The organism is Halomonas sp. SS10-MC5 (assembly GCF_015992245.1).
Classification (GTDB): Bacteria; Pseudomonadota; Gammaproteobacteria; order Pseudomonadales; family Halomonadaceae; genus Halomonas; species Halomonas sulfidoxydans.
Genome location: NZ_CP065435.1, coordinates 4246903 through 4269800 on the forward strand (window position 1 = coordinate 4246903; position 22898 = coordinate 4269800).

General features: G+C 68.4%; 25 protein-coding genes and 1 pseudogene. 20 read left to right on the top strand and 6 right to left on the bottom strand.

Features of this window, described 5'->3' with window-relative positions; all coding sequences use genetic code 11:
* The first annotated feature begins 7 nt into the window (after positions 1-7).
* From I4484_RS19870 to I4484_RS19880, 3 genes are read left to right on the top strand one after another with little or no spacing between them, the layout of a single operon-like run.
* Entirely contained in the window at positions 8-727 is a 720-nt protein-coding gene (locus I4484_RS19870) for a DUF484 family protein (RefSeq protein WP_197448877.1), read from the top strand.
* A complete protein-coding gene (locus tag I4484_RS19875; protein WP_197448878.1) occupies positions 720-1643 on the top strand; it encodes a tyrosine recombinase XerC in 924 nt (307 codons plus the stop codon). The genes I4484_RS19870 and I4484_RS19875 overlap by 8 nt, the downstream gene beginning before the upstream one ends.
* On the top strand, positions 1636-2406 hold the full coding sequence (locus I4484_RS19880) for an HAD family hydrolase (protein WP_330932865.1): 771 nt from the start codon (positions 1636-1638) through the stop codon (positions 2404-2406). Before I4484_RS19875 ends, I4484_RS19880 begins: the two co-directional genes overlap by 8 nt.
* Here the strand turns inward: I4484_RS19880 and yihA are convergent.
* Positions 2403-3020, bottom strand: coding sequence for a ribosome biogenesis GTP-binding protein YihA/YsxC (gene yihA, locus I4484_RS19885; RefSeq protein ID WP_197448880.1), 618 nt, complete (start codon positions 3018-3020; stop codon positions 2403-2405). The genes I4484_RS19880 and yihA overlap by 4 nt on opposite strands.
* Positions 3021-3270: 250 nt before the next feature.
* Between yihA and I4484_RS19890 the strand changes: the two genes are divergently transcribed.
* The 5 genes from I4484_RS19890 (at position 3271) to I4484_RS19910 (ending at position 7614) form a co-directional block, all read left to right on the top strand.
* Positions 3271-3891, top strand: coding sequence for a cytochrome c (locus I4484_RS19890; RefSeq protein ID WP_197448881.1), 621 nt, complete (start codon positions 3271-3273; stop codon positions 3889-3891).
* 185 nt (positions 3892-4076) lie between these two features.
* The gene (locus tag I4484_RS19895; RefSeq protein WP_197448882.1) at positions 4077-4727 is read left to right on the top strand and encodes a thiol:disulfide interchange protein DsbA/DsbL; all 651 of its coding nucleotides are present in this window, start codon (positions 4077-4079) and stop codon (positions 4725-4727) included.
* An 83-nt stretch (positions 4728-4810) separates the two neighbouring features.
* Positions 4811-5566 (top strand): endonuclease/exonuclease/phosphatase family protein, encoded by a 756-nt coding sequence (locus I4484_RS19900; protein ID WP_197451131.1) that lies wholly within the window; start codon positions 4811-4813, stop codon positions 5564-5566.
* An 85-nt stretch (positions 5567-5651) separates the two neighbouring features.
* Positions 5652-6200, top strand: coding sequence for a TRAP transporter small permease subunit (locus tag I4484_RS19905; RefSeq protein ID WP_197448883.1), 549 nt, complete (start codon positions 5652-5654; stop codon positions 6198-6200).
* A gap of 10 nt (positions 6201-6210) precedes the next feature.
* A complete protein-coding gene (locus I4484_RS19910) occupies positions 6211-7614 on the top strand; it encodes a TRAP transporter large permease subunit (RefSeq protein ID WP_197451132.1) in 1404 nt (467 codons plus the stop codon).
* A 2-nt stretch (positions 7615-7616) separates the two neighbouring features.
* Here I4484_RS19910 and I4484_RS19915 read toward each other — a convergent pair whose 3' ends face one another.
* Positions 7617-8048 (bottom strand): YqaA family protein, encoded by a 432-nt coding sequence (locus tag I4484_RS19915; RefSeq protein WP_197448884.1) that lies wholly within the window; start codon positions 8046-8048, stop codon positions 7617-7619.
* 43 nt (positions 8049-8091) lie between these two features.
* Between I4484_RS19915 and thiD the strand changes: the two genes are divergently transcribed.
* The 3 genes from thiD (at position 8092) to dtd (ending at position 10330) form a co-directional block, all read left to right on the top strand.
* The gene (gene thiD, locus I4484_RS19920; protein ID WP_197448885.1) at positions 8092-8904 is read left to right on the top strand and encodes a bifunctional hydroxymethylpyrimidine kinase/phosphomethylpyrimidine kinase; all 813 of its coding nucleotides are present in this window, start codon (positions 8092-8094) and stop codon (positions 8902-8904) included.
* 81 nt (positions 8905-8985) lie between these two features.
* On the top strand, positions 8986-9831 hold the full coding sequence (locus I4484_RS19925; protein ID WP_197448886.1) for a universal stress protein: 846 nt from the start codon (positions 8986-8988) through the stop codon (positions 9829-9831).
* A gap of 61 nt (positions 9832-9892) precedes the next feature.
* Complete coding sequence (gene dtd, locus I4484_RS19930; RefSeq protein ID WP_197448887.1) at positions 9893-10330, top strand: D-aminoacyl-tRNA deacylase; 438 nt, start codon at positions 9893-9895, stop codon at positions 10328-10330.
* A gap of 79 nt (positions 10331-10409) precedes the next feature.
* On the opposite strand, the gene I4484_RS19935 is transcribed toward dtd, so the two are convergent.
* A complete protein-coding gene (locus tag I4484_RS19935; protein WP_197448888.1) occupies positions 10410-12362 on the bottom strand; it encodes an ATP-binding cassette domain-containing protein in 1953 nt (650 codons plus the stop codon).
* A gap of 78 nt (positions 12363-12440) precedes the next feature.
* Here I4484_RS19935 and I4484_RS19940 point away from each other — a divergent pair, with 78 nt between their 5' ends.
* The 7 genes from I4484_RS19940 to I4484_RS19970 all read left to right on the top strand — a co-directional run bounded on the left by I4484_RS19940 (position 12441) and on the right by I4484_RS19970 (position 18490).
* The gene (locus I4484_RS19940; RefSeq protein WP_197448889.1) at positions 12441-12965 is read left to right on the top strand and encodes a TIGR02444 family protein; all 525 of its coding nucleotides are present in this window, start codon (positions 12441-12443) and stop codon (positions 12963-12965) included.
* A 101-nt stretch (positions 12966-13066) separates the two neighbouring features.
* Positions 13067-14083: a TRAP transporter substrate-binding protein DctP gene (gene dctP / locus I4484_RS19945; RefSeq protein ID WP_197448890.1), complete on the top strand. Its 1017-nt coding sequence runs from the start codon at positions 13067-13069 to the stop codon at positions 14081-14083.
* Positions 14084-14297: 214 nt separating this feature from the next.
* The gene (locus I4484_RS19950; protein ID WP_197448891.1) at positions 14298-14876 is read left to right on the top strand and encodes a TRAP transporter small permease; all 579 of its coding nucleotides are present in this window, start codon (positions 14298-14300) and stop codon (positions 14874-14876) included.
* Between the two features lie 24 nt (positions 14877-14900).
* Complete coding sequence (locus I4484_RS19955; RefSeq protein WP_197448892.1) at positions 14901-16184, top strand: TRAP transporter large permease; 1284 nt, start codon at positions 14901-14903, stop codon at positions 16182-16184.
* 30 nt (positions 16185-16214) lie between these two features.
* Positions 16215-16658 carry a universal stress protein gene (locus I4484_RS19960; RefSeq protein WP_197448893.1) on the top strand — a complete coding sequence of 148 codons (444 nt, stop codon included), beginning with the start codon at positions 16215-16217 and terminating at the stop codon, positions 16656-16658.
* A gap of 103 nt (positions 16659-16761) precedes the next feature.
* Entirely contained in the window at positions 16762-17445 is a 684-nt protein-coding gene (locus I4484_RS19965) for an FKBP-type peptidyl-prolyl cis-trans isomerase (protein ID WP_197448894.1), read from the top strand.
* A gap of 10 nt (positions 17446-17455) precedes the next feature.
* Positions 17456-18490: a poly(3-hydroxybutyrate) depolymerase gene (locus I4484_RS19970; protein ID WP_197448895.1), complete on the top strand. Its 1035-nt coding sequence runs from the start codon at positions 17456-17458 to the stop codon at positions 18488-18490.
* Between the two features lie 21 nt (positions 18491-18511).
* Here the strand turns inward: I4484_RS19970 and I4484_RS19975 are convergent, their stop codons facing one another.
* Positions 18512-19105 (bottom strand): SCO family protein, encoded by a 594-nt coding sequence (locus tag I4484_RS19975; RefSeq protein ID WP_197448896.1) that lies wholly within the window; start codon positions 19103-19105, stop codon positions 18512-18514.
* On the bottom strand, positions 19102-19614 hold the full coding sequence (locus I4484_RS19980) for a hypothetical protein (protein WP_197448897.1): 513 nt from the start codon (positions 19612-19614) through the stop codon (positions 19102-19104). Before I4484_RS19980 ends, I4484_RS19975 begins: the two co-directional genes overlap by 4 nt.
* A 128-nt stretch (positions 19615-19742) precedes the next feature.
* Between I4484_RS19980 and I4484_RS19985 the strand changes: the two genes are divergently transcribed.
* Entirely contained in the window at positions 19743-20660 is a 918-nt protein-coding gene (locus tag I4484_RS19985) for an AEC family transporter (RefSeq protein WP_197448898.1), read from the top strand.
* A gap of 388 nt (positions 20661-21048) precedes the next feature.
* On the opposite strand, the gene I4484_RS19990 is transcribed toward I4484_RS19985, so the two are convergent.
* Complete coding sequence (locus tag I4484_RS19990; RefSeq protein WP_197448899.1) at positions 21049-21954, bottom strand: LysR family transcriptional regulator; 906 nt, start codon at positions 21952-21954, stop codon at positions 21049-21051.
* 85 nt (positions 21955-22039) lie between these two features.
* On the opposite strand from I4484_RS19990, the pseudogene I4484_RS19995 reads away from it, so the two are divergent.
* Positions 22040-22894 (top strand): annotated as a pseudogene (locus I4484_RS19995) (DMT family transporter); the annotation flags it as partial.
* Between the last annotated feature and the right edge of the window lie 4 nt (positions 22895-22898).

Genomic DNA, 22898 nt, shown 5'->3' on the forward strand with positions numbered 1-22898 from the left:
GCCAAGCATGACCCGAGCCGTCCCCGAACCGCGCAAGACCCTCGATCCGGACCGGGTCGCCGAGTGGCTGGCCCGCCACCCGGACTTCTTCGTCGGCCGCGAAGGGCTGCTGCAGCAGCTCAAGGTGCCGCACCCCGAGGCCCATGGCACCACCTCGCTGCTGGAGCGCCTGGTCTACGACCTGCGCCGCCGCGCGGAGCAGGCCGAGTGGCGCCTGGAGCAGCTGCTGGAATCGGCGCGCCACAACGAAGTGCAGTATCGACGCACCCGCGAGCTGGTGCTGGCGCTGCTGGAAGCCGAGGACGCCGACGCCCTGGGCCAGGCGCTGGCCACCCAGATGGCCGAACATTTCCAGATCCCCGCCGTGGCGCTGTGGTGCCCGGCCCAGCTCACCGACCACGAGCCGCTGCCGCCGCAGCCGCCACGCCACGTCCTCGACGAGCACGCCGGCGTGCGCCTGGCCGCGCTGCTCGACGGCCGCACCAGCCGCTGCACCCGGCTCACCCCCACCGACTGGGGGCGCCTGCTGCCGCACGCGCGGCCGCCGCGCCAGGCCGGCTCCTGTGCCCTGGCCCGGCTGACCGTGGGCGAGCCGATGGGCTACCTGGTGCTGGCCAGCCCCGACCCCGACCACTTCCGCGCCAGCATGGACACGCTGTTCACCGAATACCTCGGCGACGTGCTGGCGCGGCTGCTGCTGCGCCATGCCCCGGCCAGCCATGGCTGAGGCCCCGCTGCGCCGACAGCTGGCGGCCTGCCTGGAGGCCCTGGCGCGCACCGCCAGCCCGGCCACGCTGAGTGCTTACCGACGCGACCTCGAGGCGCTAGCGGCCTTCCTCGAGGCGCGCGGCATCGCCGACGGCGCCGGGCTCGACGTCGGCCTGGTGCGCCGCTTCCTCGGCGCCGAGCGCAGCCGCGGCCTCGCTCCGCGCAGCCTGGCGCGACGCAGGGCGGCCATCTCGCACTTCGCCGGCTTCCTGGTGCGCGCGGGCGTGCTCGGGCACAATCCCGCCGAGCTGGTGCCCACCCCGCGCCAGGGGGCGCACCTGCCCAAGCCGCTGGACGTCGACCAGCTCGCCCGGCTGCTCGATACACCCCACGACGGCTCGCCGCTGGCACTGCGCGACCAGGCGCTGCTGGAGCTGTGCTACTCCAGCGGGCTGCGCCTGGCGGAGCTCGCCGGCCTCGACCTCGACGACCTGGAGCCGCGTCGCGTGCGGGTGCTCGGCAAGGGCGGCAAGCCGCGCCAGGTGCCGGTGGGGCGCAGCGCCCGGCGCGCGCTCGACGCCTGGCTGGCCTGCCGCTCGGCGCTGGCCGCCCCCGGCGAGACGGCGCTGTTCGTCGGTGCCCGCGGCCGGCGCCTCGGGCACCGCGCCATCCAGAAGCGGATGACCGAGGTGGCCCGTCGGCGCGGCCTGCCCGAGCACCTGCACCCGCACCGCCTGCGCCACTCCTTCGCCAGCCACCTGCTGGAATCGAGCCAGGACCTGCGCGCGGTGCAGGAGCTGCTGGGCCACGCCAACCTCTCGACCACCCAGGTCTACACCAAGCTCGACTGGCAGCACCTGGCGGCGAGCTACGACGCCGCTCACCCTCGTGCCCGGCGGCGCCACACCGAATCACGCGACAATGACCATGGCTGACCTCTTGCCTCTCCAGGCCATCACCTTCGACCTCGACGACACCCTGTGGGACAACCACGGCGTGATGGTGGCCACCGAAACCGGCCACTACGCCTGGCTCGACCGCGAACTCGCCGCCTGGCGGCAGACCCGCGGCGAAGCCGCTTCGCCACGCTTCACCGAGCGCTTCCCGCTGGAGAGCTTCGAGCTGCGCCGTCGCGCGCTGGCCCATGCGCACCCGCTGCATCGCGGCCACTTCACCTGGCTGCGCGAACGGGCGCTCAGGGAGATGCTGGGAGAGTACGGCCTCGAGCCGGCCACGGCGGAGCAGTGGGCCAGGGCGGCAATGGCGCGCTTCATGGAGCTGCGCCATCGGGTCGAGCCGCACCCCGAGGTGGAACCGCTGCTGACCGGGCTGGGCCGGCACTACCGCCTGGCCAGCATCACCAACGGCAACGTCGACGTGCGGCGTCTGGCCGTCGGCCGGCACTTCCCGGTGGCCATCGCCGCTGGCGAGATATTGGCCCCCAAGCCCGACCCGCGGCCCTTCCTGGCGGCACTGGCGCGGCTCGGTGCATCGCCGGCCCGTGCCCTGCACGTGGGCGACTCCTGGCGCGAGGACGTCGAGCCGGCCCGGCGCCTGGGCATGCAGGTGGCCTGGATCTCGCCCCAGGTGGAGGAGCTCCCCCTGCCGCCGGGGATTCATCGCCTCGATCACGTGCGCGAACTGCCCGCGCTGCTGCGCCGGCTGGGCCAGCCGGCGCCGGCGTGTGAGTCGCGCTAGGCGGGTTCGGGGCCAGCCAGCCAGGCGTCGAGGCGGGCACTGGCCTCGTCGACCCCTTCGCGCTTGAGCGACGAGAACAACTGCACCGTCACCAGGTCCTCCCATTCGCGCAGGCGGCTGCGCACCTGCTGCAGGGCGTTCTTGGCCGCGCCCGACTTCAGCTTGTCGGCCTTGGTCAGCAGGATGTGGACCGGCATGTCCTGGTCGTCGGCCCAGCCCAGCAGGATCTGGTCGAATTCGGTCAGCGGATGACGCACGTCCATCACCAGCACCAGGCCGCGCAGGGCGCGGCGCCCCCGCAGGTAGTCGGCGAGGTGACGCTGCCACTCGCGCTTGACCGCCTCCGGCACCTTGGCATAGCCGTAGCCGGGCAGGTCGACCAGTCGGCGGCTGGTGTCATCGCCCAAGGCGAAGAAGTTGATCAGCTGGGTGCGCCCCGGGGTGCGCGAGGTGCGCGCCAGCGCCTTCTGCCGGGTCAGGGTATTGATGGCACTGGACTTGCCGGCATTCGAGCGCCCGGCAAAGGCGACCTCGGCGCCCTCGTCGGGCGGGCACTGGGCCAGCGTGGGCGCGCTGGTCAGGAAGCGCGCGCTCTGGTAGTTCATGCGGATCATGACCTCAACGTTTCGCCGGCAGGAGCGCTGCGGGCAGCGCGGGTGGCCGCCCTGCATTTCCGATGCCGGCTTGTTTCGTTATAATGCGATGTCTTTTTTCTGCGACCTGGGCGCGCTAGTGTAGCACCGTGCTCTGGCCGGCAGCGACCGACGCTGCGGCAGCAGGGCAAGGCCGGCCTGGCATCAGCAAGGCGGGACAGCCCCCAGGAATGCGTACCGGTATAATCCATAACGGCATAGTGAATCAGCGATGAGAAAGTTACTGGCAAGCCTGGCAATCACCCTCGGCGCCGTAGGCGTCGCTCACGCCGACCTGGAAGCAGACGCCGACGCTGCCGCTGGTCGCGAAAAAGCCCAGAGCTGTGCGGCCTGCCATGGCCAGAACGGCATCAGCTCGGCCCCCTCCTTCCCGCATCTCGCCGGCCAGCAGACGACCTACCTGGCCAAGCAGATCATCGACATCCGCGACGGCAACCGCGTGGTGCCCGAGATGGCCGGGCAGGTCGACGACTTCTCCGACCAGGACGCCTGGGACGTCGCCGCCTACTTCTCCGAGCAGGACGCCAACGTCGGCCAGGCCGACCCGGCCGAGGAAGCGCTGATGCGCGGCCAGGAGCTCTATCGTGCCGGCGACATGGCCAAGGGCATCCCCGCCTGTGCGGCCTGCCACGGCCCCACCGGTGCCGGTATCAATACCGCCGTCTACCCGGCGCTTTCCGGCCAGTTCCCCCAGTATGTCGTCGCCTCGCTGCAAAAATTTGCCGCCGGCGAGCGCACCAACGACCCCAATGGCATGATGGGCGACATCGCCGCCAAGATGAGCGACACCGACATGCAAGCCGTGGCCAACTACATCAGCGGCCTGCACTGAGCGTCTCGTCGTCTGGCAATGGTCGGCCACGGCCGGCATGAAAGGCGGCCGCTGGCCGCCTTCGCCGTTTTGGATCGTCAGCCGAACCGGGAACCGTGAGCGGTTCATGCGCTCAAAGTGATCGACACACCCGTTCTTGCTGACAAAGCCGCTACTTACAGGCGATCTTTCAAGGAGCCTCACCCATGTTCAAGCCCTTGCGCATCCTCCAGTCAGCCGCTTTCGCCGTGGCCGGCCTCGGCCTGGCGACGCTGGCCGCCGCCGACAACCTGGTCGAGGGCCAGCACTACGAGAAGCTGCCCGAGCCCATCGAGACCAGCGCCGGGGGGGACCGGGTCGAGGTGACCGAAGTGTTCTGGTACGGCTGCCCGCACTGTTACAACCTGGAGGAACCGCTCAACGCCTGGGTCGCCGAGCAGCCCGAGGACGTCGCCTTCAACCGCATGCCGGCCACCATGGGCGGCGACTGGAACACCCACGCGATGATGTTCTACGCCGCCGAGGAGCTGGGCATTCGTGAGGACGCCCATGACGACATCTTCCATGCCATCCACGAGGAGGGGCAGCGCCTCAACGACGCCGACAGCATCGCCCGCTTCTTCAGCAAGTACGACGTCAGCGAGGAGGAGGCCCGCCAGGCGCTGGACGCCTTCGGTGTCAAGGCCCAGGTCAACAAGGCCCATGCGCGCATGCGTGCGATGCGCCTGATGGGCGTGCCGGCCCTGGTCGTCGACGGCCGCTACCTGGTGACCCCGAGCAGCGCCGGCAGCCTCGAGAACATGCCGCAGGTCGCCGGCGCGCTGGTCGAGCGCGTCCGCCAGGAACGCACGGACTGACCGTGCCCGTCGAGTCATCGCACCTGGTCGACGCCAGGACGCCGCCCCTGGAGGGTGGGCACCTCAAGTTGCTCACCTTCAACATGCAGGTGGGCATCCAGACGTCGGCCTACCATCACTACCTGACCCGCAGCTGGCAGCACCTGCTGCCGCATCCCCAGCGGGTGCGGCGGCTGGACATGGTCAGCAGCGTGCTGAGCCGCTTCGACATCGTCGGCCTGCAGGAGGTCGATGGCGGCAGCTTTCGCTCCAGCCACGTCAACCAGATCGAGTACCTGGCCACGCGCGGCGGCTTTCCGCACCACTACCAGCAGCTCAACCGCAATCTGGGGCGCTTCGCCCAGCACAGCAACGGGCTGCTGTCGCGCCTCTCCCCCTCCCAGGTCGAGGAGCACCGCCTGCCCGGCACCCTGCCCGGGCGCGGCGCCATTCACGCCCGCTACGGAGACGGCGCGGATGCGCTGCACCTGTTCGTCGCCCACCTGGCCCTGAGCCACCGGGCCCGGGTGCGCCAGCTCGACTATCTCAGCGAGATCATCCAGCCGCTGCAGCACGTGGTGGTGATGGGCGACCTCAACTGCACGCCGGACCAGCTGCACACCCATACGCGCTTCTGCGCCTCGCTGCCGCTGCACCCGGTCCGCCCCTTGCTCAGCTACCCCTCGTGGCAGCCGCGCCGGGCGCTGGACCATATCCTGATCTCCAGCTCGCTGAAGGCGTGCGACGTCCGTGTGCTCGATCACCTGTTCTCCGACCACCTGCCCATCGCCGTCGACGTGGCGCTGCCGCCCGGCTGTCTGGCCCTGCTCGAGGGCCTGCGCAAGCGCCAGCAGCGCTAGCCGAGACGTTGAGCCGCGAGGATGACGCACGCCGCGTAATCAGCGATGATGCGTTCCCTGAAATGTTTCGACACGAGATTCCACCATGCAAACCGCGAACCGCGATCCGGTCCTGCTCGCATGGCTCGACGGCTTTACCGAGGTCGTGGGCCGCTCCATCGCCTGGCTGGTGATCGTCATGATGGCGGTACAGTTCGCCATCGTGGTGATGCGCTACGTCTTCGCTCTCCACAGCATCGCCATGCAGGAGTCGGTCATGTACATGCATGCCGTGGTGTTCATGCTGGGGGCCGCCTGGACGCTGCGCCACGATGGTCACGTCCGCGTCGACATCTTCTACCGCAAGCTCTCCGCCCGCGGCCGGGCGTGGATCGACCTGCTCGGCACGCTGTTCCTGCTGTTTCCGGTGACGCTGTTCATCGCCGTCTCGAGCTTCGGTTACGTGAAGAGCAGCTGGGCGATACTCGAACGCTCGCCGGACGGCGGCATTCCCGGGGTCTTCCTGCTCAAGTCGCTGATCCTGGTGATGATGGCCCTGCTGCTGCTGCAGGGCGTGGCGCAGGTGTTGCGCCAGGTCCTGATCCTGCGCGGCAAGGCCCCAGGCAACACGCCTGACCACGACGAGGTGATCTGACGTGGAAGCCCTGCTCGAATTCATGCCGCTGTTCCTGTTCCTCACCGTCTGTGCCGTGCTGATGCTGGGCTACCCGGTTGCCCTGTCGCTGGCCGGCACCGCGCTGATCTTCGCCGGGCTTGGCCACCTGATGCTGCAGATGGGCGTGCCGGTGCCCTTCGAGCCGCGCATGCTGGGTGCCATGCCCAACCGCCTCTACGGCATCATGACCAACCAGACGCTGCTGGCAGTACCGCTGTTCGTGCTGATGGGGGTGCTGCTGGAGAAGTCGCGCGTCGCCGAGACCCTGCTCGATGCCATGGCCATGCTGTTCGGCTCGCTGCGCGGCGGACTCGGCATCTCGGTGATCCTGGTCGGCATGCTGCTGGCCGCCTCCACCGGGATCGTCGGGGCCACCGTGGTCACCATGGGCCTGCTGTCGCTGCCGACGATGCTCAAGCGCGACTACTCGCCGTCGCTCGCCACCGGCACCATCTGCGCCACCGGCACCCTGGGCCAGATCATCCCGCCCTCCATCGCGCTGGTGCTGCTGGGTGACGTGCTCTCCAATGCCTATCAACAGGCACAGCTGGCCATGGGCGTGTGGAGTCCCAAGACCGTGTCGGTGGGCGACCTGTTCGTCGGCGCGCTGGTACCGGGCCTGCTGCTGGTGGCGGCCTACATCGTCTACCTGCTGGCTGTCGCCTGGTGGAAGCCCGCAAGCGCCCCGCCCGCGGACCGCGAGGCGCTCAAGCAGGAACTCGGTCACACCGGCAGCCTGTGGCCGCTGCTGATCAAGGGCCTGATTCCCCCCGTGCTGCTGATCGTCGCCGTGCTGGGCTCGATCCTCGGCGGCTTCGCCACCCCCACCGAGGCCTCGGCGGTGGGCGCCATGGGTGCGCTGCTGCTGGCGCTGACCAACCGTCGGCTCAACGTGGCGATGCTGCGCGAGGTGGTCCAGTCCACCGCCAAGGTCACCAGCATGGTGTTCCTGATCCTGATCGGTGCCGCGCTGTTCTCGCTGGTGTTCCGCGCCTACGGCGGCGAGGAGCTGGTCAAGCACCTGTTCGAGGCGCTGCCCGGCGGCGTGGTGGGGGCCACCCTGGTGGTGATGCTGGTGATCTTCCTGCTCGGCTTCATTCTCGACTTCATCGAGATCACCTTCGTGGTGGTGCCGATCGTCGGGCCGGTGCTGCTGATGATGGGTCTCGATCCGATCTGGCTCGGCATCATGATCGCGGTGAACCTGCAGACCTCGTTTTTGACGCCGCCGTTCGGTTTCGCGCTGTTCTACCTGCGCGGGGTGACGCCGGACTCGGTGCCGACCGCCGCCATCTATCGCGGCGTGATTCCGTTCATCCTGCTGCAGCTCGGCATGCTGCTGGCGCTGGCGCTGTTCCCGGGGCTGGCGACCTGGCTGCCGTCGGTACTGTAGGCTCAGCCGCACAGCGGGGCCAGCCACGCCTGGGCCAGATAGAGCACCACGGCGTAGCGTGCCCCCTTGGCCAGGGTGATCAGCAGCACGGCCCGCCACCAGGGCAGGCGAAAGATGCCGGCGAGCACGGTGAGCGGGTCGCCGATCAGCGGTGCCCAGCTCGCCAGCAGGCTCCACTCGCCAAAGCGGTGGTACCAGCGCTCGGCGCGGGCCAGGCCCTCGCGCGAGGCGGGGAACCAGCGGCGGTCCTGGAAGCGGCGCGCGTAGCGCCCCAGCCAGACGTTGACCAGGCTGCCCAGGGTATTGCCCGAGGTCGCCACCAGCCACAGCCCCAGCAGCGGCTGGCCCAGGCACCACTGGCGTGCCAGCCACACCTCCGAACCGCCCGGCAGCAGCGTGGCGCTGGCGAAGGCCACCAGGAACAGACTCAGCATTCAGTGCCCCCCTCCTTACTTCCCGCATGCAGGACGAGACGCCATGACGAACGACCGCCCCATTCCCAACGTTCTCAGCATCGCCGGCTCCGACCCCAGCGGCGGCGCCGGCATCCAGGCCGACCTCAAGAGCTTCTCGGCCTTGGGCGCCTATGGTACCAGCGTCATCACCGCGCTGACCGCGCAGAACACCCGCGGCGTGCGCGGCGTGCACCCGGTGCCGGTGGAGTTCATCCGCCTGCAGCTCGACACCCTGCTCGACGATGTCGCCATCGATGCGGTGAAGATCGGCATGGTGGCCAGCCGTGAGGTGGCCGAGACCATCCGCGACGCGCTGCAGTCACGGCGCCCGCGCTGGATCGTGCTCGACCCGGTGATGGTGGCCAAGAGCGGCGATGTGCTGGTCGACGACGCCGGCATCGCCGCGGTGCGCGAGGTGCTGGTCCCGCTGGCCGACCTGATCACGCCCAACCTGCCCGAAGCCGCGGTGCTGCTGGCGAGCCCCACACCGGCCAGTCGCGACGAGATGCTGGCCATGGCGCCGGGCCTGGCGGCGCTGGGCGCCGCCGCCGTACTGCTCAAGGGGGGGCATCTGCGCGACGAGGGCTGCCCCGACCTGCTGATCGGCAACGGCGACCCGCACTGGGTCGAAGGCCCCCGGATCGGTACCGACAACCTGCATGGCACCGGCTGCTCGCTCTCCTCGGCCATCACCGCGCGCCTGGCGCAGGGCGACACCCTGCCGCAAGCGATCGCGACGGCCAAGCAGTGGCTGGAGGCGGCACTGACCGAGAGCCGGCGCCTCGACGTCGGCAGGGGCCGTGGCCCGGTGCACCATTTCCACCGTTGGTGGTAGCGAAACGCGCCTTGCGCCCTGGCCGAGTGCCACCCATGCTGAAGTCTGTCCCGCCCGGCTCATCCGCGATGGAGAGACGCCATGACCCAGACCTTGCTGTTCGCCTGCGACCTCTCGGCCGAGAACCGCGCCGCCTTCGCCCGGGCCATTCGCCTGGCCATCGAGAGCGGTGCGCGTCTTGACGTTATCCACGTACTCGACCCCTACCTTCCCCGCCGGGTGCTGCACGACCTGGAAGAGGCCGTAGTGGCCGACATGCAGGCCATCCTGACCGACGTGCGTGAGGACTATGCGTTGCCGGAACCGAGCGTGATGCTGCAGACGGTGGCCGGTGTGAGCTATGCCGAGATCATCCGCGAGGCGCACGATCGCGAGGTGGACATGATCGTGCTCGGCTCCCACCGCAAGCGCGGCCAGCCCGACCTGGTCGCCGGTACCACCCTGGCGCGGGTACTGCGCAGCGCGCCCTGCCCGGTGCTGTCGGTTTCCCAGCCGGCCAGTCGCGACTGGCAGGAGATCCTGGTACCGGTGGATTTCTCGCTGGCCAGCCGCAACACCCTGCGCGAGACGCTCAAGCGCTTTCCCGAGGCCCGCCTGACGCTGCTGCATGCCTGGGACATCCCCGGCGAGCGCGAGCTGGGCTCCGACAGCGACTACGCGCGCTGGCGCGACCGCGAGGTGGAGCGCCTGCGCTGCCAGATCGAGCGCGAGACCGACCAGTTGATGGGCGAGCTCGACTGCGTGCCGGAGGTGGAGCTGGTGCTCGAACAGGGCGAACCGCTGGAGGTACTGCTGACTCAGCTGCGGCGGCGGGCGCCCGACCTGCTGGCACTGAGCTGCCGCGGCCAACTGGGTCGCCAGAGCCCGATCACCGAGGCACTGCTCGCCGAGCCGCATTGCGACATCATGCTGTGCCGCGCCTGGTAACACTCACTGTCGGGCGTGATACCCTTTCGGCCAGCTCATGGTCAGAAAGGGAAACCCGCCTATGAAGGCCCTGATACAGCGCGTGCATCGCGCCAGCGTCACGGTGGAAGGACGCCGAGTCGGCGCCATCGACCACGGCCTGCTGGCCCTGGTGGGGGTGGAGAAGGGCGACGACGAGGCCGCCGCCGAGCGGCTGCTGCACAAGCTGTTGCGCTACCGGGTGTTCAGCGACGCGGCGGGCAAGATGAACCTCGACCTGCAGCAGGTCGACGGCGGGCTGCTGCTGGTCTCGCAGTTCACCCTGGCCGCCGATACGCGCAAGGGGCTGCGGCCGAGCTTCTCCAGCGCCGCACCGCCGGCCGACGGCGAGCGGCTGTTCCACTACCTGCTCGACCGCGCCCGGGCGGCCTGGCCCCGGGTCGAGAGCGGCGAGTTCGCCGCCAACATGCAGGTCGAGCTGATCAACGACGGGCCGGTGACGTTTCTGCTGGAGAGTTGAAGGGGGCCTGTCCCCGGCGCCGCTCGCCAAGGCAAGGCAAGGCAGCCATTGGCGGCCGTAATGTCTTGCCCCGTGTCTGTCAGGCCCCGCTTTCCAGCAGCTCCGCCTCCATCGCCTCCAGCGCCTCCTCGGCGGCCAGCCATTCGGCTTCCAGCTCTTCCAGTCGCGACTTCAGCTCGCCCTGGCGGGCCAGCCGCTCGGTGAGTTCGGCCTTGCGCGCCGGGTCGGTGTAGAGCTCGGCCTCGCCCAGCGCCTCCTCCACCGCCGCGAGCTCGCCCTGGGCCTTCTCCAGCGCCTGGTCGGCGCGGTCACGGGTCTTCTTCAGCGGACGCAGCTTCTCGCGCAGCTCGGCGGCGGCGCGGCGGCTCGCCTTGCGGTCCTCCTTGGGTGCGGCACCCTCCGCCTGGCGCCCGGCCTTGTCGGCCCGCGCCTCGCGCCGCTCGCCCTCCAGCCGCGCCTTGAGCCAGGCGCGATAGTCCTCCAGGTCGCCGTCGAAGGGCTCGACGCGATGGTCGGCCACCTTCCAGAACTCATCCACCGTGGCACGCAGCAGGTGGCGGTCATGGGAGACCAGGATCACCGTGCCCTCGAAGCTGGCCAGGGCCTCGGTGAGCGCCTCGCGCATCTCCAGGTCGAGGTGGTTGGTGGGCTCGTCGAGCAGCAGCAGGTTGGGCTTGCGCCAGGCCACCAGGGCCAGGGCCAGGCGCGCCTTCTCGCCGCCGGAGAAACGCCCCACCTCGCCGAAGGCGTCGTCGCCCTGGAAGCCGAAGCCACCGAGGAAGGTGCGGATCGCCTGATCGCTGGCGGTGGGCGAGAGCCGCTGCACGTGCATGAACGGCGTCGCCGCCATGTCGAGCCCCTCGAGCTGGTGCTGGGCGAAGTAGCCGACGGCGAGATGCTCGCCCGGCACCCGCTTCCCCGCCAGCAGCGGCAGCTCGCCGGTCAACGACTTGATCAGGGTCGACTTGCCGGCCCCGTTGGGGCCCAGCAGGCCGATGCGCTGGCCCGGCAGCAGGGTCAGCTTGACCTCGTCGAGCTGGACTTTCTCCGCACCGGCGGTGTCGCGGTAGCCGAGCCGGGCCTGGTCGAGCACCAGCAGCGGGTGGGAGGTCTTGTCCGAGGCCGGAATGGTGAAATGGAACGGCGAGTCGGCATGGGCCACGGCGATGTCGCCCATGCGCTCGAGCATCTTCATCCGGCTCTGGGCCTGGCGCGCCTTGCTCGCCTTGGCCTTGAAGCGCGCCACGAAGCGCTCGATCTCCTCGCGTCGGGCCTGCTGCTTGGCCGCCTCGGCCTGCTGCAGCGCCAGCTTTTCGGCGCGGGTGCGCTCGAAGGTGGAGTAGTTGCCGCGGTAGAGCACCAGCCGACGCCGGTCGAAGTGGACGATGTGGTCGCACACCGCGTCGAGGAAGTCGCGGTCGTGGGAGATCAGCAGCAGGGTACCGGGATAGCGTACCAGCCACTGCTCCAGCCACAGCAGGGCATCGAGGTCCAGGTGGTTGGTAGGCTCGTCGAGCAGCAGCAGATCCGAGGGCATGAACAGCGTGCGCGCCAGGTTGGCGCGCATGCGCCAGCCGCCGGAAAACGCCGACAGCGGCCGCGTCAGGTCGGCCTGGGTGAAGCCCAGCCCGATCAGCAGCTGGGCGGCACGCGCCGGGGCACTGTAGCCGTCCAGCGCCTCGATGACGCCGTGCTGCTCGGCCTCGGCGTGGGCGTCGCCGCGCTCGCGCGCCGCCTCCAGCGCCGCCTCGGCCTGGCGCAGCTCGCGGTCGCCGTCGAGCACGTAGTCGACGATGGCGCGATCCAAGGCATCGACCTCCTGGGCCATGTGCGCGATGCGCTGTCCGCCGCTCATCTCGATCTCGCCGCGATCGGGGGCGAGCGTGCCCAGCAGCAGGCCGAACAGGCTGGACTTGCCGGCACCGTTGGGGCCGACGATACCGGCCTTGTGGCCGGCGTGCAGGGTCAGCTCGGCATCCTCGAGCAGGGTCTGGGTGCCGCGTTGCAGGGCAACCTGGCGCAGTGCAATCATGCAGGCTCCAACTGGCAATTCAGGGGGGCGGTCGTCGCCTCCGCTCGATCTCGAGAGAGCCGCCGACGACAGCCGATCATGAGTGACGATTCTACCGCAACCACAGCCGCGCTGCGGGCCGGGCTTGGCGCCGACCCGCTATGGGACTTCGCCCTGGCCTTCTACGCTCGCCCCGGCGTGGAAGCCGCCTGCCTGCGGCTGCAGGACGAAGCGGGGGTCGACGTGTGCGAGCTGCTGTGGCACTGCTGGCTGTACCGCCACGGCCTGACCCTGGCCGCCGAGCCCGTCGAACTCGAGGCCATTCGCCACTGGCAGTGCGAGGTCACACGACCGCTGCGCCGCCTGCGTCGTCAGCTCAAGGCCGAGGCCGCCTGCAGCCGCGGCGTCGCCGAGGTGCGCCGGCAGCTCCAGCAGGCCGAGCTGGCGGCCGAGCGTGAAACCCTGGAGCGACTTCAGCGCCTGGCCGAGCAGGCCAGGGAGATCGCCCCTCTGCCCGCCCCCGCTAAAAGTCTCGAAATTTCTCTGGCAAGTCGCTGGAAATTACAGAAAAAAGCGCAACTTTTGGCAGTACAAACCCTCGAATACCGCCTTGACCCTCTGTAGGGGGCACGCTAGCCTGAAAAAAGCTGTGTAGCCTTTTTGGCTACCGATGCCTGTTGATGTCGCTATTTTCACCGGGCCAAACCTGCGAGGAGAAGATAATAATGAAGGCAACCAAGCTGTTGACCACTGCCAGTATCGGCGCAATGCTGTTCGGCATGTCGGCTGCCGCTCATTCCGCTGAATGGCGTTACGCGCATGAGGAATTCGAGGGTGACGTACAGGACGTATTTGCCGTCGCCTTCAAGGAATATATCGAGGAAAACTCCGACCACACCGTACAGGTTTATCGTTTCGGCGAGCTGGGTGAGTCCGACGATATCATGGAGCAGACCCAGGCCGGCATCCTGCAGTTCGTCAACCAGTCGCCCGGCTTTACCGGCGCCCTGATTCCCGAAGCCCAGATCTTCTTCATCCCCTATCTGCTGCCCACCGACGAAGAAACCGTGCTCGAGTTCTTCGACGAGAGCAAGGCCATCAACGAAACGTTCCCGGAACTCTATGCCGAGCAGGGCCTCGAGCTGCTCAAGATGTATCCCGAAGGCGAGATGGTCGTCACCGTGGACGAGCCGATCCGCACCCCGGAAGATCTGCGCGGCAAGAACATCCGCACCATGACCAACCCGCTGCTCTCCGAGACCTACCGGGCCTTCGGCGCCACACCGACCCCGCTGCCCTGGGGTGAGGTGTACGGCGGCCTGCAGACCGGCATCATCCAGGGCCAGGAGAACCCGATCTTCTGGATCGAGTCCGGCGGCCTCTACGAGGTTTCCCCGCACCTGGTGTTCACCGGCCATGGCTGGTTCACCACCGCGATGATGGCCAACAAGGACTTCTTCGACGGCCTCTCCGAGGAGGATCAGGAACTGATCCGCGAAGCCTCAGAAGCGGCCTACGACCACACCATCGAGCATATCCAGGGCCTGGCCGAAGAGTCGCTCGAGAAGATTCAGGAAGCCTCCGACGAGGTCACCGTGACGCGCCTCGACGAGGACGAGATCCAGGCCTTCCGCGAGCGCGCACCACAGGTCGAGGAGCGTTTCATCGAGATGACCGGCGAGCGCGGCGAGGAGCTGCTCGAGCAGTTCAAGGCCGACCTGGAAGCCGTGTCAGGCGAGTGACCCCGCAAGCACGGGCAACTTGCCGTGAAACGCATGAAGGGGTAGCCGGCCGGCTGCCCCTTCGTGTTTCCGGCCGGCGCGTTCCCCCGGCCAATCAGCGTTGAAGCCGGCACGCTCTTGCCGGGCTCATGTTGTTACCCTTTGGTGAGGGAAACACGCTTCACTATCTTGCGGGGGAGCCCCTTGCAGGCAAGTCCCCCAGGAGACCGGTCGCATGACAGAAGAAGATTCGGAAAAGAACTACCGCTCCACGCTCCCCGGCCCGCTTGGCATCGTCGACACCTGGATCAGCCGCGCCGAGTCGGCCATTCTGGCGCTGGGCGTTATCCTGATGGCACTGAACACCGTGGCCAACGTGGTCAGCCGCTTCGCCCTGGGCGAAAGCCTGCACTTCTCCGAGGAGATCAACCGCATCCTGATCGTGATGATCACCTTCGCCGGGCTCGGCTATGCCGCCCGCCATGGCCGCCATATTCGCATGTCGGCGATCTATGACGCCCTGCCCACCGGGGGCCGGCGCGCCCTGATGGTCGTCATCTGTCTGTTCACCTCGCTGGTGATGTTCGTGCTCTGCTACTTCTCGATCGGCTATATCGAGACTTTGTATGGTCGCGGCCGCGTGCTGCCTTCACTGAGCATTCCGGTCTGGATCATCTACCTTTGGGTACCCGTCGGCTTCACCATTACCGGCATTCAGTATCTGCTTACCGCCATCAAGAATCTCACCTCCCGTGACGTCTATCTGTCGACCCATGTGGTCGATGGCTACAAGGATACCGAAACGGAAGTCTGACGCAGGGCGCGAGGAAACATCACCATGACAACCATCATAGTCTCCATCATGATCGTGCTCCTGCTGCTGGGGTTTCCGATGATGATCCCGCTGGCGACGGCTGCCTTCGTCGGCTTCTTCATGACCTTCGGCGGCCTCGGGCAGATGGAAACCCTCATCCAGCAGATGATGGGGGGTATTCGTCCCACGGCACTGATCGCCGTGCCGATGTTCATCCTGGCCGCCGACATCATGACCCGCGGTCAGTCCGCCGGGCGCCTGATCGATATGGTCATGAGCTTCGTCGGCCACGTGAAGGGCGGGCTCGCCGTCAGCACCGCCGCCTCCTGCACCCTGTTCGGCGCCGTCTCGGGTTCGACCCAGGCCACCGTGGTGGCGGTGGGCTCGCCGCTGCGGCCACGCATGCTCAAGGCCGGCTACTCGGACTCCTTCACCCTGGCGCTGATCATCAACTCCAGCGACATCGCCTTTTTGATACCGCCGAGCATCGGCATGATCATCTACGGGGTCATCTCTGGCACCTCGATCGGCGAGCTGTTCATCGCCGGCATCGGCCCGGGGCTGCTGATCCTGGCGATGTTCTCCGTCTACTGCATCGCCTATGCCGTTCTCAACCATGTGCCCACCGAGCCCAAGTCGAGCTGGAGGGAGCGAGCCCGCGCCGTGCGCGACGCGCTGTGGCCGCTGGGCTTCCCGGTCCTGATCGTGGGTGGTATCTACGGCGGCATCTTCAGCCCCACCGAGGCCGCCGCCGCCTGCGTGCTGTATGCGGTGCTGCTCGAGTTCGTGGTCTTCCGCTCGCTGAAGCTGCCGGACATGTATACCATTGCCAAGTCCACCGGCCTGATCACCGCGGTGGTGTTCATCCTGGTGGCGGTGGGCAACGGCTTCTCCTGGATCATCTCGTTCGCCCAGATCCCGCAGACCCTGCTGGGGGCATTCGGCATCAACGAGGCCGGGCCGGTCGGCGTGCTGGTGGCCATCTCGGTGGCCTTCTTCATCGCCTGCATGTTCGTCGACCCCATCGTCGTGATCCTCGTACTCACGCCCATCTTCGCCCCGGCAATCTCGGCCTCGGGCCTCGACCCGGTGCTGGTGGGCGTGCTGATCACGCTGCAGGTGGCGATCGGCTCGGCGACGCCACCCTTCGGCTGCGATATCTTCACCGCCATCGCGATCTTCAAGCGACCCTACTGGGAGGTGATACGCGGCACGCCGCCCTTCGTGTTCATGCTGATCCTGGCGGCGGCGCTGATCATCATGTTCCCGCAGATCGCCCTGTTCCTGCGCGACCTGGCCTTCCGCTAACGGACCGCCCGATACTGAGGAGTTGCTGAGATGTTCAATCGCATATTGGTACCGGTGGACGGTTCGAAGGGTGCCCTCAAGGCGCTGGAGAAGGCCGTCGGCCTGCATCTGCTCACCGGCGCCGAACTCTACGTGCTGTGCGTGTTCAAGCACCACAGCCTGCTCGAGGCATCGCTCTCCATGGTGCGTCCGGAGAGGCTCGACATCCCCGACGACGCCCTCAAGGAGTACGCCACCGAGATCGCCGTGCATGCCAAGAGCGAGGCGGTCGAGCTGGGCGCCGACCCGGCCCGCCTGCGCGCCTTCGTCAAGGGCGGGCGCCCTTCGCGCACCATCGTGCGCTTCGCACGCAAGCGGGAGTGCGACCTGATCGTGATCGGCGCCCAGGGCACCAACGGCGAGAAGAGCCTGCTACTGGGCAGCGTGGCCCAGCGCGTTGCCGGCTCCGCTCACTGTCCCACCCTGGTGGTGTGAGCCTGCCGGGCGGGCAGCGTGCGGCAAGTGCGGAACCGGCCCCGCCCTGATAGAGTCCGAATACTGTTGCACGCCGCTCAATGACTAATCGATAGGACTCTGCATGAAGATACTGCTGACTTCCGCCTCCTTGGTTGCCCTGGTGGCCACGACGCCGTTCGTTCTGGCCGCGCCGGAAACCGAGGACGAACGTCTCAGCTACAGCCTGGGTGTCGCCTACGGGCAGAGCATCGCCCAGGAATACCCCGAGCTCGACATCGACGCCTTCACCGATGCCATTCGCGACCTCATCGAGGGCAACGACCTGGCCATGGAAGCCGACGAGATGGCCGAGACCCTGAGCCAGTTCCAGCAGGATGCGCTGGCGGCGCGCCAGGCCGAGGCCGAGGAGATAGCCGAGCGTAACCTCACCGAGGGGCAGGCGTTCATGGAAGAGAACGCCGAGCGCGAGGAGGTCACCACCACCGACTCGGGCCTGCAGTACGAAGTGCTGGAGAGCGGCGATGGTGAGAGCCCCGGGCCGAGTTCCCACGTCGAAGTGCACTACGAGGGCACCCTGGTCGACGGCACCGTGTTCGACAGCTCCTTCGACCGCGGCCAGCCGCTGAGCTTTCGCGTGGACCAGGTGATCGAGGGCTGGCAGGAAGCGCTGCAGCTGATGAGCGTGGGCGACACCTGGATGCTGTTCATTCCACCGGAGCTGGGCTACGGCGCCCAGGGCCAGGGACCCATCGGCCCCAACGAGACGTTGATCTTCCGCGTCGAACTGCTCGATGTCGTGGAGTGACGCCGGTCGCATGCGCGTCGCGCCCCTGATCGCCGCCGGGCTGCTGCTGGCGTCCGCCGCGAACGCCGAGGAGCGCCTGCCGGAGCTGCCCCGTCTCGCCGTTGTCCCTGACGATACCAGCGTGATCGGCGTCTCCTCGGGCGGCTACATGGCCACCCAACTGGCCATCGCCTGGCCCGAGCGCTTCCGGGGCCTGGCCGTGCTCGCCGCGGGCCCCTGGAGCTGCGCCGAGGGCGGCCTGGGGCAGGCGCTCGGCCAGTGCATGTCGCTGCGCCGCGGGCGCCCCGACCTCAACGCCCTGGACGTGCGCCGGCGCGACTATCAGGCGCGCGACCTGGTGGGCGAGGCCGATGACATTGCCGAACTGCGCGCCTTCGTCTGGCATGGAGAGGCAGATGGCGTGGTAGATCCCTCGCTCGGCGGTGCGCTGGCCGAGCAGTTGGCCGGCTGGCTGAACGACCCCGAGGAGCAGCTCAAGGTGGTGCAGTCGCCCGATGTCGGCCACGGCTGGCCGATCGAGGCCGATGAGCGGATCCCGCCCAGCTGGCTGGCCCCGTGCGGCAGCGGCGGCGGCTCGCACATGCTGGCCTGCGGCCTGGATATCGCCGGCGAGGCGCTGGCGTGGCTGCATGGGTCGCTGGAGCCGGCGCAGCCCATTTCGCCGGCCCGGTTGCTACGCTTCGACCAGGCCCCCTTCGACGCCCGCGGCCTGGGCGATGTCGGCTACGTGCTGGTGCCGGAGGAGTGCGAGGCGGGAGGCTGCGGCCTGACCGTGGCGCTGCACGGCTGCGGCATGACCGAGGAGCAGATCGACGAGGCCTTCGTACGCTACAGCGGCCTCAACGAATGGGCCGCGGCCAACCGCCGCGTCGTGCTCTACCCTCAGGCCAGCCCCAGCCTGGCCAATCCTCAGGGCTGCTGGGACTGGTGGGGCTTCGCCGAGAGCACCTGGCAGCTCGATCCGTTGCACGACACTCGCGAAGGCACCCAGGTGAAGGCGCTGATGGCCATGGTCGAGCGACTCGAGGAAGCTTCCGAGGAGTAGGTGCGGGCGGGGCTTGCGCCGCTAGCCGCCGAGCTCCTGCTCCAGCGCCGCACGCAGTGCATGCGGCGTCGGCGAGTAGAGTACCCGCTGCCGGATCGTGCCGTCACGATCGACCAGGTAGAGCGAGGAGCTGTGGTCGATGGTATATGCCATGGCCGAGTCGGGCGTCTCCACCCGACGCCACACCACGCCGTAGCGCTCGGCCAGCTCCTCGAGCTGGGCCTGACTGCCGGTGGCGCCGATGAAGGCGTCGCCGAAATAGCCGACGTACTCGCCGAGACGCGCCAGCGTATCGCGCTCGGGGTCCAGCGACACCAGCAGCGGCACCACACGCCGCCGTTGATCTTCGTCCAGCCCCTGCATCACCTGGCGCATGACCGACAGGCTCATCGGGCAAACGTCCGGGCAGTGGGTGTAGCCGAAGAACAGCACGGCCAGCTGGTCGTCTTCGAGCTGGGTCAGCGAAAAATCGCCCTGGGTCGAGGGCAGCTCCACCGGCCCGCCCCTCGGGCTGCCGTCGTCGGCCCGGTGCAGCTGCTGGTAGCCGAACAGCCCGCCAAGGGCCACCAGTATGACCAGCGCACCTACCGCCCCCCAGATACGTTGCCGCTTCATGGCACACTCCGCTCCACCGTGAAATCGAACCGGCTTCCCAGCCGGCCTGCGGGGGTTTCCACGACCACCTGCGCCTGCCAGGGCATGGCCGACTGGGTGCAGATCGGCACTTGGCCGACCCCCTCGAAACGCCCCTTATCCTGCTTGCTCAGGGGGAAGCGATGCAAGCCCATGTCCATGTCGCGGCCGACGAAGTCGACGCTTGCCGCCTCCACCTCGACGCCATCCACGCGGACCGTCAGCGGCAGCCGCTCCAGCGCCCGGATCCCCGCAGGAGCGTCGATGCTCAGGGTCAGCGTGCGCCCCTCGCCGAGGCCGGCGCTGCAGGCCGCGCGGTGCAGGTCGCAGGGCAGCGTGGCGTAATGCCAGTCGACGTCGGACTCGCCGCGCAGCAGGTGGGCCGCCAGGTACCACAGCGCCACGCTGAGCGTCACCAGCGTGGCCAGCATCATCAGGCGCAACCTCGGGAAGCGGGATTTGTCCGCATCGGGCAGGGAGGAGGAGGTCATGGCAGCGAAGGCAGCACTTCAAAGGATAGAGCGGTAAGCTTAACAGCATTTGGCTTCCGGCCAGGCGTGTACCGTTGTCGCAGGGTTTAACGCTCAATTGATGGCCAACAAACCACAAGGATACCGCTATGCAAGGCGTCGCCGATGCGCTGGGGCCCCTGTTTCTGCTGATTCTGCTCGGCGCCGCGCTGGGCCGGCTGCGCCAGCCGAACGGAGAATTCTGGGCTCAGCTCGAAAAGGTGATCTATTTCCTGCTGTTCCCCGCCATGCTGGTCGCCACCCTGGCGACCGCCGACGTGGGCGAAGTTCCCGTGGTCCGGCTGGCCACCGCCCTGCTCGGCGGGCTGGTCGCGTTCGCCGTCCTGCTGTGGGCCGTGCAAGGGCGGCTGAGCCTCGAGCCGGCGGCCTTCACGTCGGTGTTCCAGGGCGCGCTGCGCTTCAACACCTACGTCGGCGTGGCCGGCGCCGCGGCCCTGCACGGTTCCGCCGGTGCCACGGTGGCGGCGGTCGCCGTGGCGCTGATGGTGCCGGTGGTCAACGTGCTGTGCGTGGCCAGCTTCATCGCCGCCGGTACCCTCGGCCCCTCGAGCCTGGGCAAGAGCCTGGCGGCACTGGTGCGCAACCCCCTGATCCTCGCCTGCCTGGCCGGCATCGGCCTCAATCTCTCCGGCATCGGCCTGCCCGGCTGGAGCGCCTCCGCCGTGGAGCTGCTGGGCCGCGCCGCCCTGCCGCTGGGGCTGGTCGCGGTGGGTGTTGCCCTGCGCCCCCAGGCGCTGCTGCGGGTGGATCGCGGCGTGTGGACTGCCAACCTGGTCAAGCTGCTGTTGATGCCAGCGCTGGTGCTGGCCGTGGCGCTGCTGCTGGGGCTGGATGCCGTGAGTCGCGACGTGGCGCTGCTGTTCGCCGCCCTGCCCACCGCCACGTCGGCCTATATCCTGGCGCGCCAGCTGGGTGGCGATGCCGAGCTGATGGCCGCCCTGATCACCGGCCAGACGCTGCTGGCCATGGCGACGCTACCCCTGTGGCTGCATCTCGCCGGAGTCTGAAATAAAAAACATTCGCATTCGTGTTGACGGCGATAATGAGAATGGCTTACATTGAAGGCGTGGTGTTGATGAGGCACCACGGCCATTAGGGGAACCGCCAGTTTCCCGCTATGGTTTCTCCCCCTCATTGCTAGTCACGGTCTTGCCTGCGCCTCCCATGGAGGCGCTTTTTTTTTGCTTGGAAGGTCCCTCATTGCTGCTTTTTACAAGGCCAGGGTCTTGCCTGCACCTCCTCTGGAGGCGCTTTTTTGCTTGGAAGGCCCCTCATTGCTGCTTTTTACAAGGTCAGGGTCTTGCCTGCACCTCCTCTGGAGGCGCTTTTTTGCTTGGAAGGCCCCTCATTGCTGCTTTTTACAAGGTCAGGGCCTTGCCTGCGCCTCACCCTCCCTCATCCCGCTCCTGCGCCGCGCCAGGGCCCACGCCCCCGCAGGCGCTCGCGCAGCAGCTCGGCCAGCGCCTGGGCGGCAGGCCGCGAGCCCGGCTCGATGGCGCGGGCGAAGTGCAGCTGCGCTTCGCAGCGCCCGAGCACGGGCAACCCTTCGGCCTCGCCCAGCTCACGCATGGCGGGGGTCAGACGCTCGCGGTCGAGCACGCTGATCGCCAGGCCCGTCTCCACCGCGCGTTCGATGGCGTGGATGCTGGTGCTGGTGAACACCGCGTGCCAGGGCCTGCCCAGCCGCTTCAGGGCTTCGGCGGCCAGCGCCCGGTAGGGACAATCGACCTCGTGCAGGGCCAGCGGCAGGCTGTCCCGCTCGGTCAGGTTGGCGATACGTGGCGCGGCCCATACCGGCCGGGTGCGCCACAGCGGCTCGCCCCCGGGCAAGGCGATGGGGCGGTCCAGCACCACCGCCAGGTCCAGCCGCGCGCGCTCCAGCTGGCGTGCCAGCTCGCCGCTGGTGGCCGTCACCGCCTGCAGCAGCACCTCGGGGTGGCGCGCGGTGAACTCGGGCAATACGTCGCCGAGCAGCTCGCGGGCGTAATCCTCGGGCAGGCCGAAGCGCACCTTGCCCCGCAGGCCACGCCCGGCGTAGCGAGCGACAATGCCGTCGTGCATACGCAGCAGTTCGCGCGCCTCCTGCAACAGCGCCTCGCCGGTGGCGGTCGGCACGACGCCGCGCGGCCCGCGCTCCAGCAGGCGGGCATCGAGCAACGCCTCCAGGCGCTTGATCTGCATGCTGATGGCGCTGACGGTGCGGTGCCGCTGTTCGGCCGCCGCCGCCAGCGAGCCAAGCCGGGCCGCTGCCTGGAAGCTGCGCAGCAGTTCGAGATCCAGCGTCGCCGAGACTTCAACCATATTGAACCCTGCCTGCAAACAATATCGCTTCATTGAAGCCTCGATAGCCGTCAAGCTCAAGCTCCCGTAACCGAGGAGCACAACGATGCCTCAGCAGATCCTGTCGCTACTGATCGCCGCCGGCTTCGTGGTGTGCTGGAGCTCCGGCTTCGTTGGTGGCCGACTTGCCAGCGCACTGGATACGCCAGTGCTCAGTCTGTTCGCCTGGCGCTTTCTGCTCGCCGCCCTGCTGGTGGCGCTATGGTGCCGGTGGCGGCTCGACGAAGCGCCGAGGGCGAGCGATATGCGGCGGGAGATGGCGGTCGGCAGCCTGACCATGGGCGGCTACCTGCTGGGCGTGATCGTGGCCATCGACCTGGGCGTCAGCGCCAGCGTCACGGCGCTCGTCACCGCCCTGCAGCCGCTGCTGGCAGCGGCACTGGCAGGCCCGCTGCTGGGAGAACGCCTGCAGCCGCGTGGCTGGCTGGGAATGGCCATCGCCAGCCTGGGCGTGGCGCTGTGCGTGGCCGACGACATGCAGCAACCGCTGGCCGCGCCGTGGTGGGCCTATCTAGTGCCGCTGTTGTCGGTGGTCTCGGTCACGCTCGGCAGCGTACTGGCGGTGCGTCAGGCACCCGCCATGCCGCTACCGGCGGCGCTGCTGGCCCAATTGCTCGCGGCCGCGGGAATCTTCCTGCTGGCCGCGCTGGTAGTGGGGGGAGGCAGGCTGTCGCCGCCGACGCTGGCCCCCCCTTTCCTTGCCGCCATCGGCTGGCTGGTGGTGCTGTCGAGCCTGGGCGGCTACGGCTTCTTCATCGCCAGCCTGCGGCGCCTCGGCGTCACGCTGACCTCGGCGCTGGTGCACCTGACGCCGGGAGTGACGCTGCTGTGGGCCGCGGCGATGTTCAGCGAGCGCCTCGGCCCGACCGGGCTCGCCGGCATGGTGCTGGCCGGCGGCGGTGCCG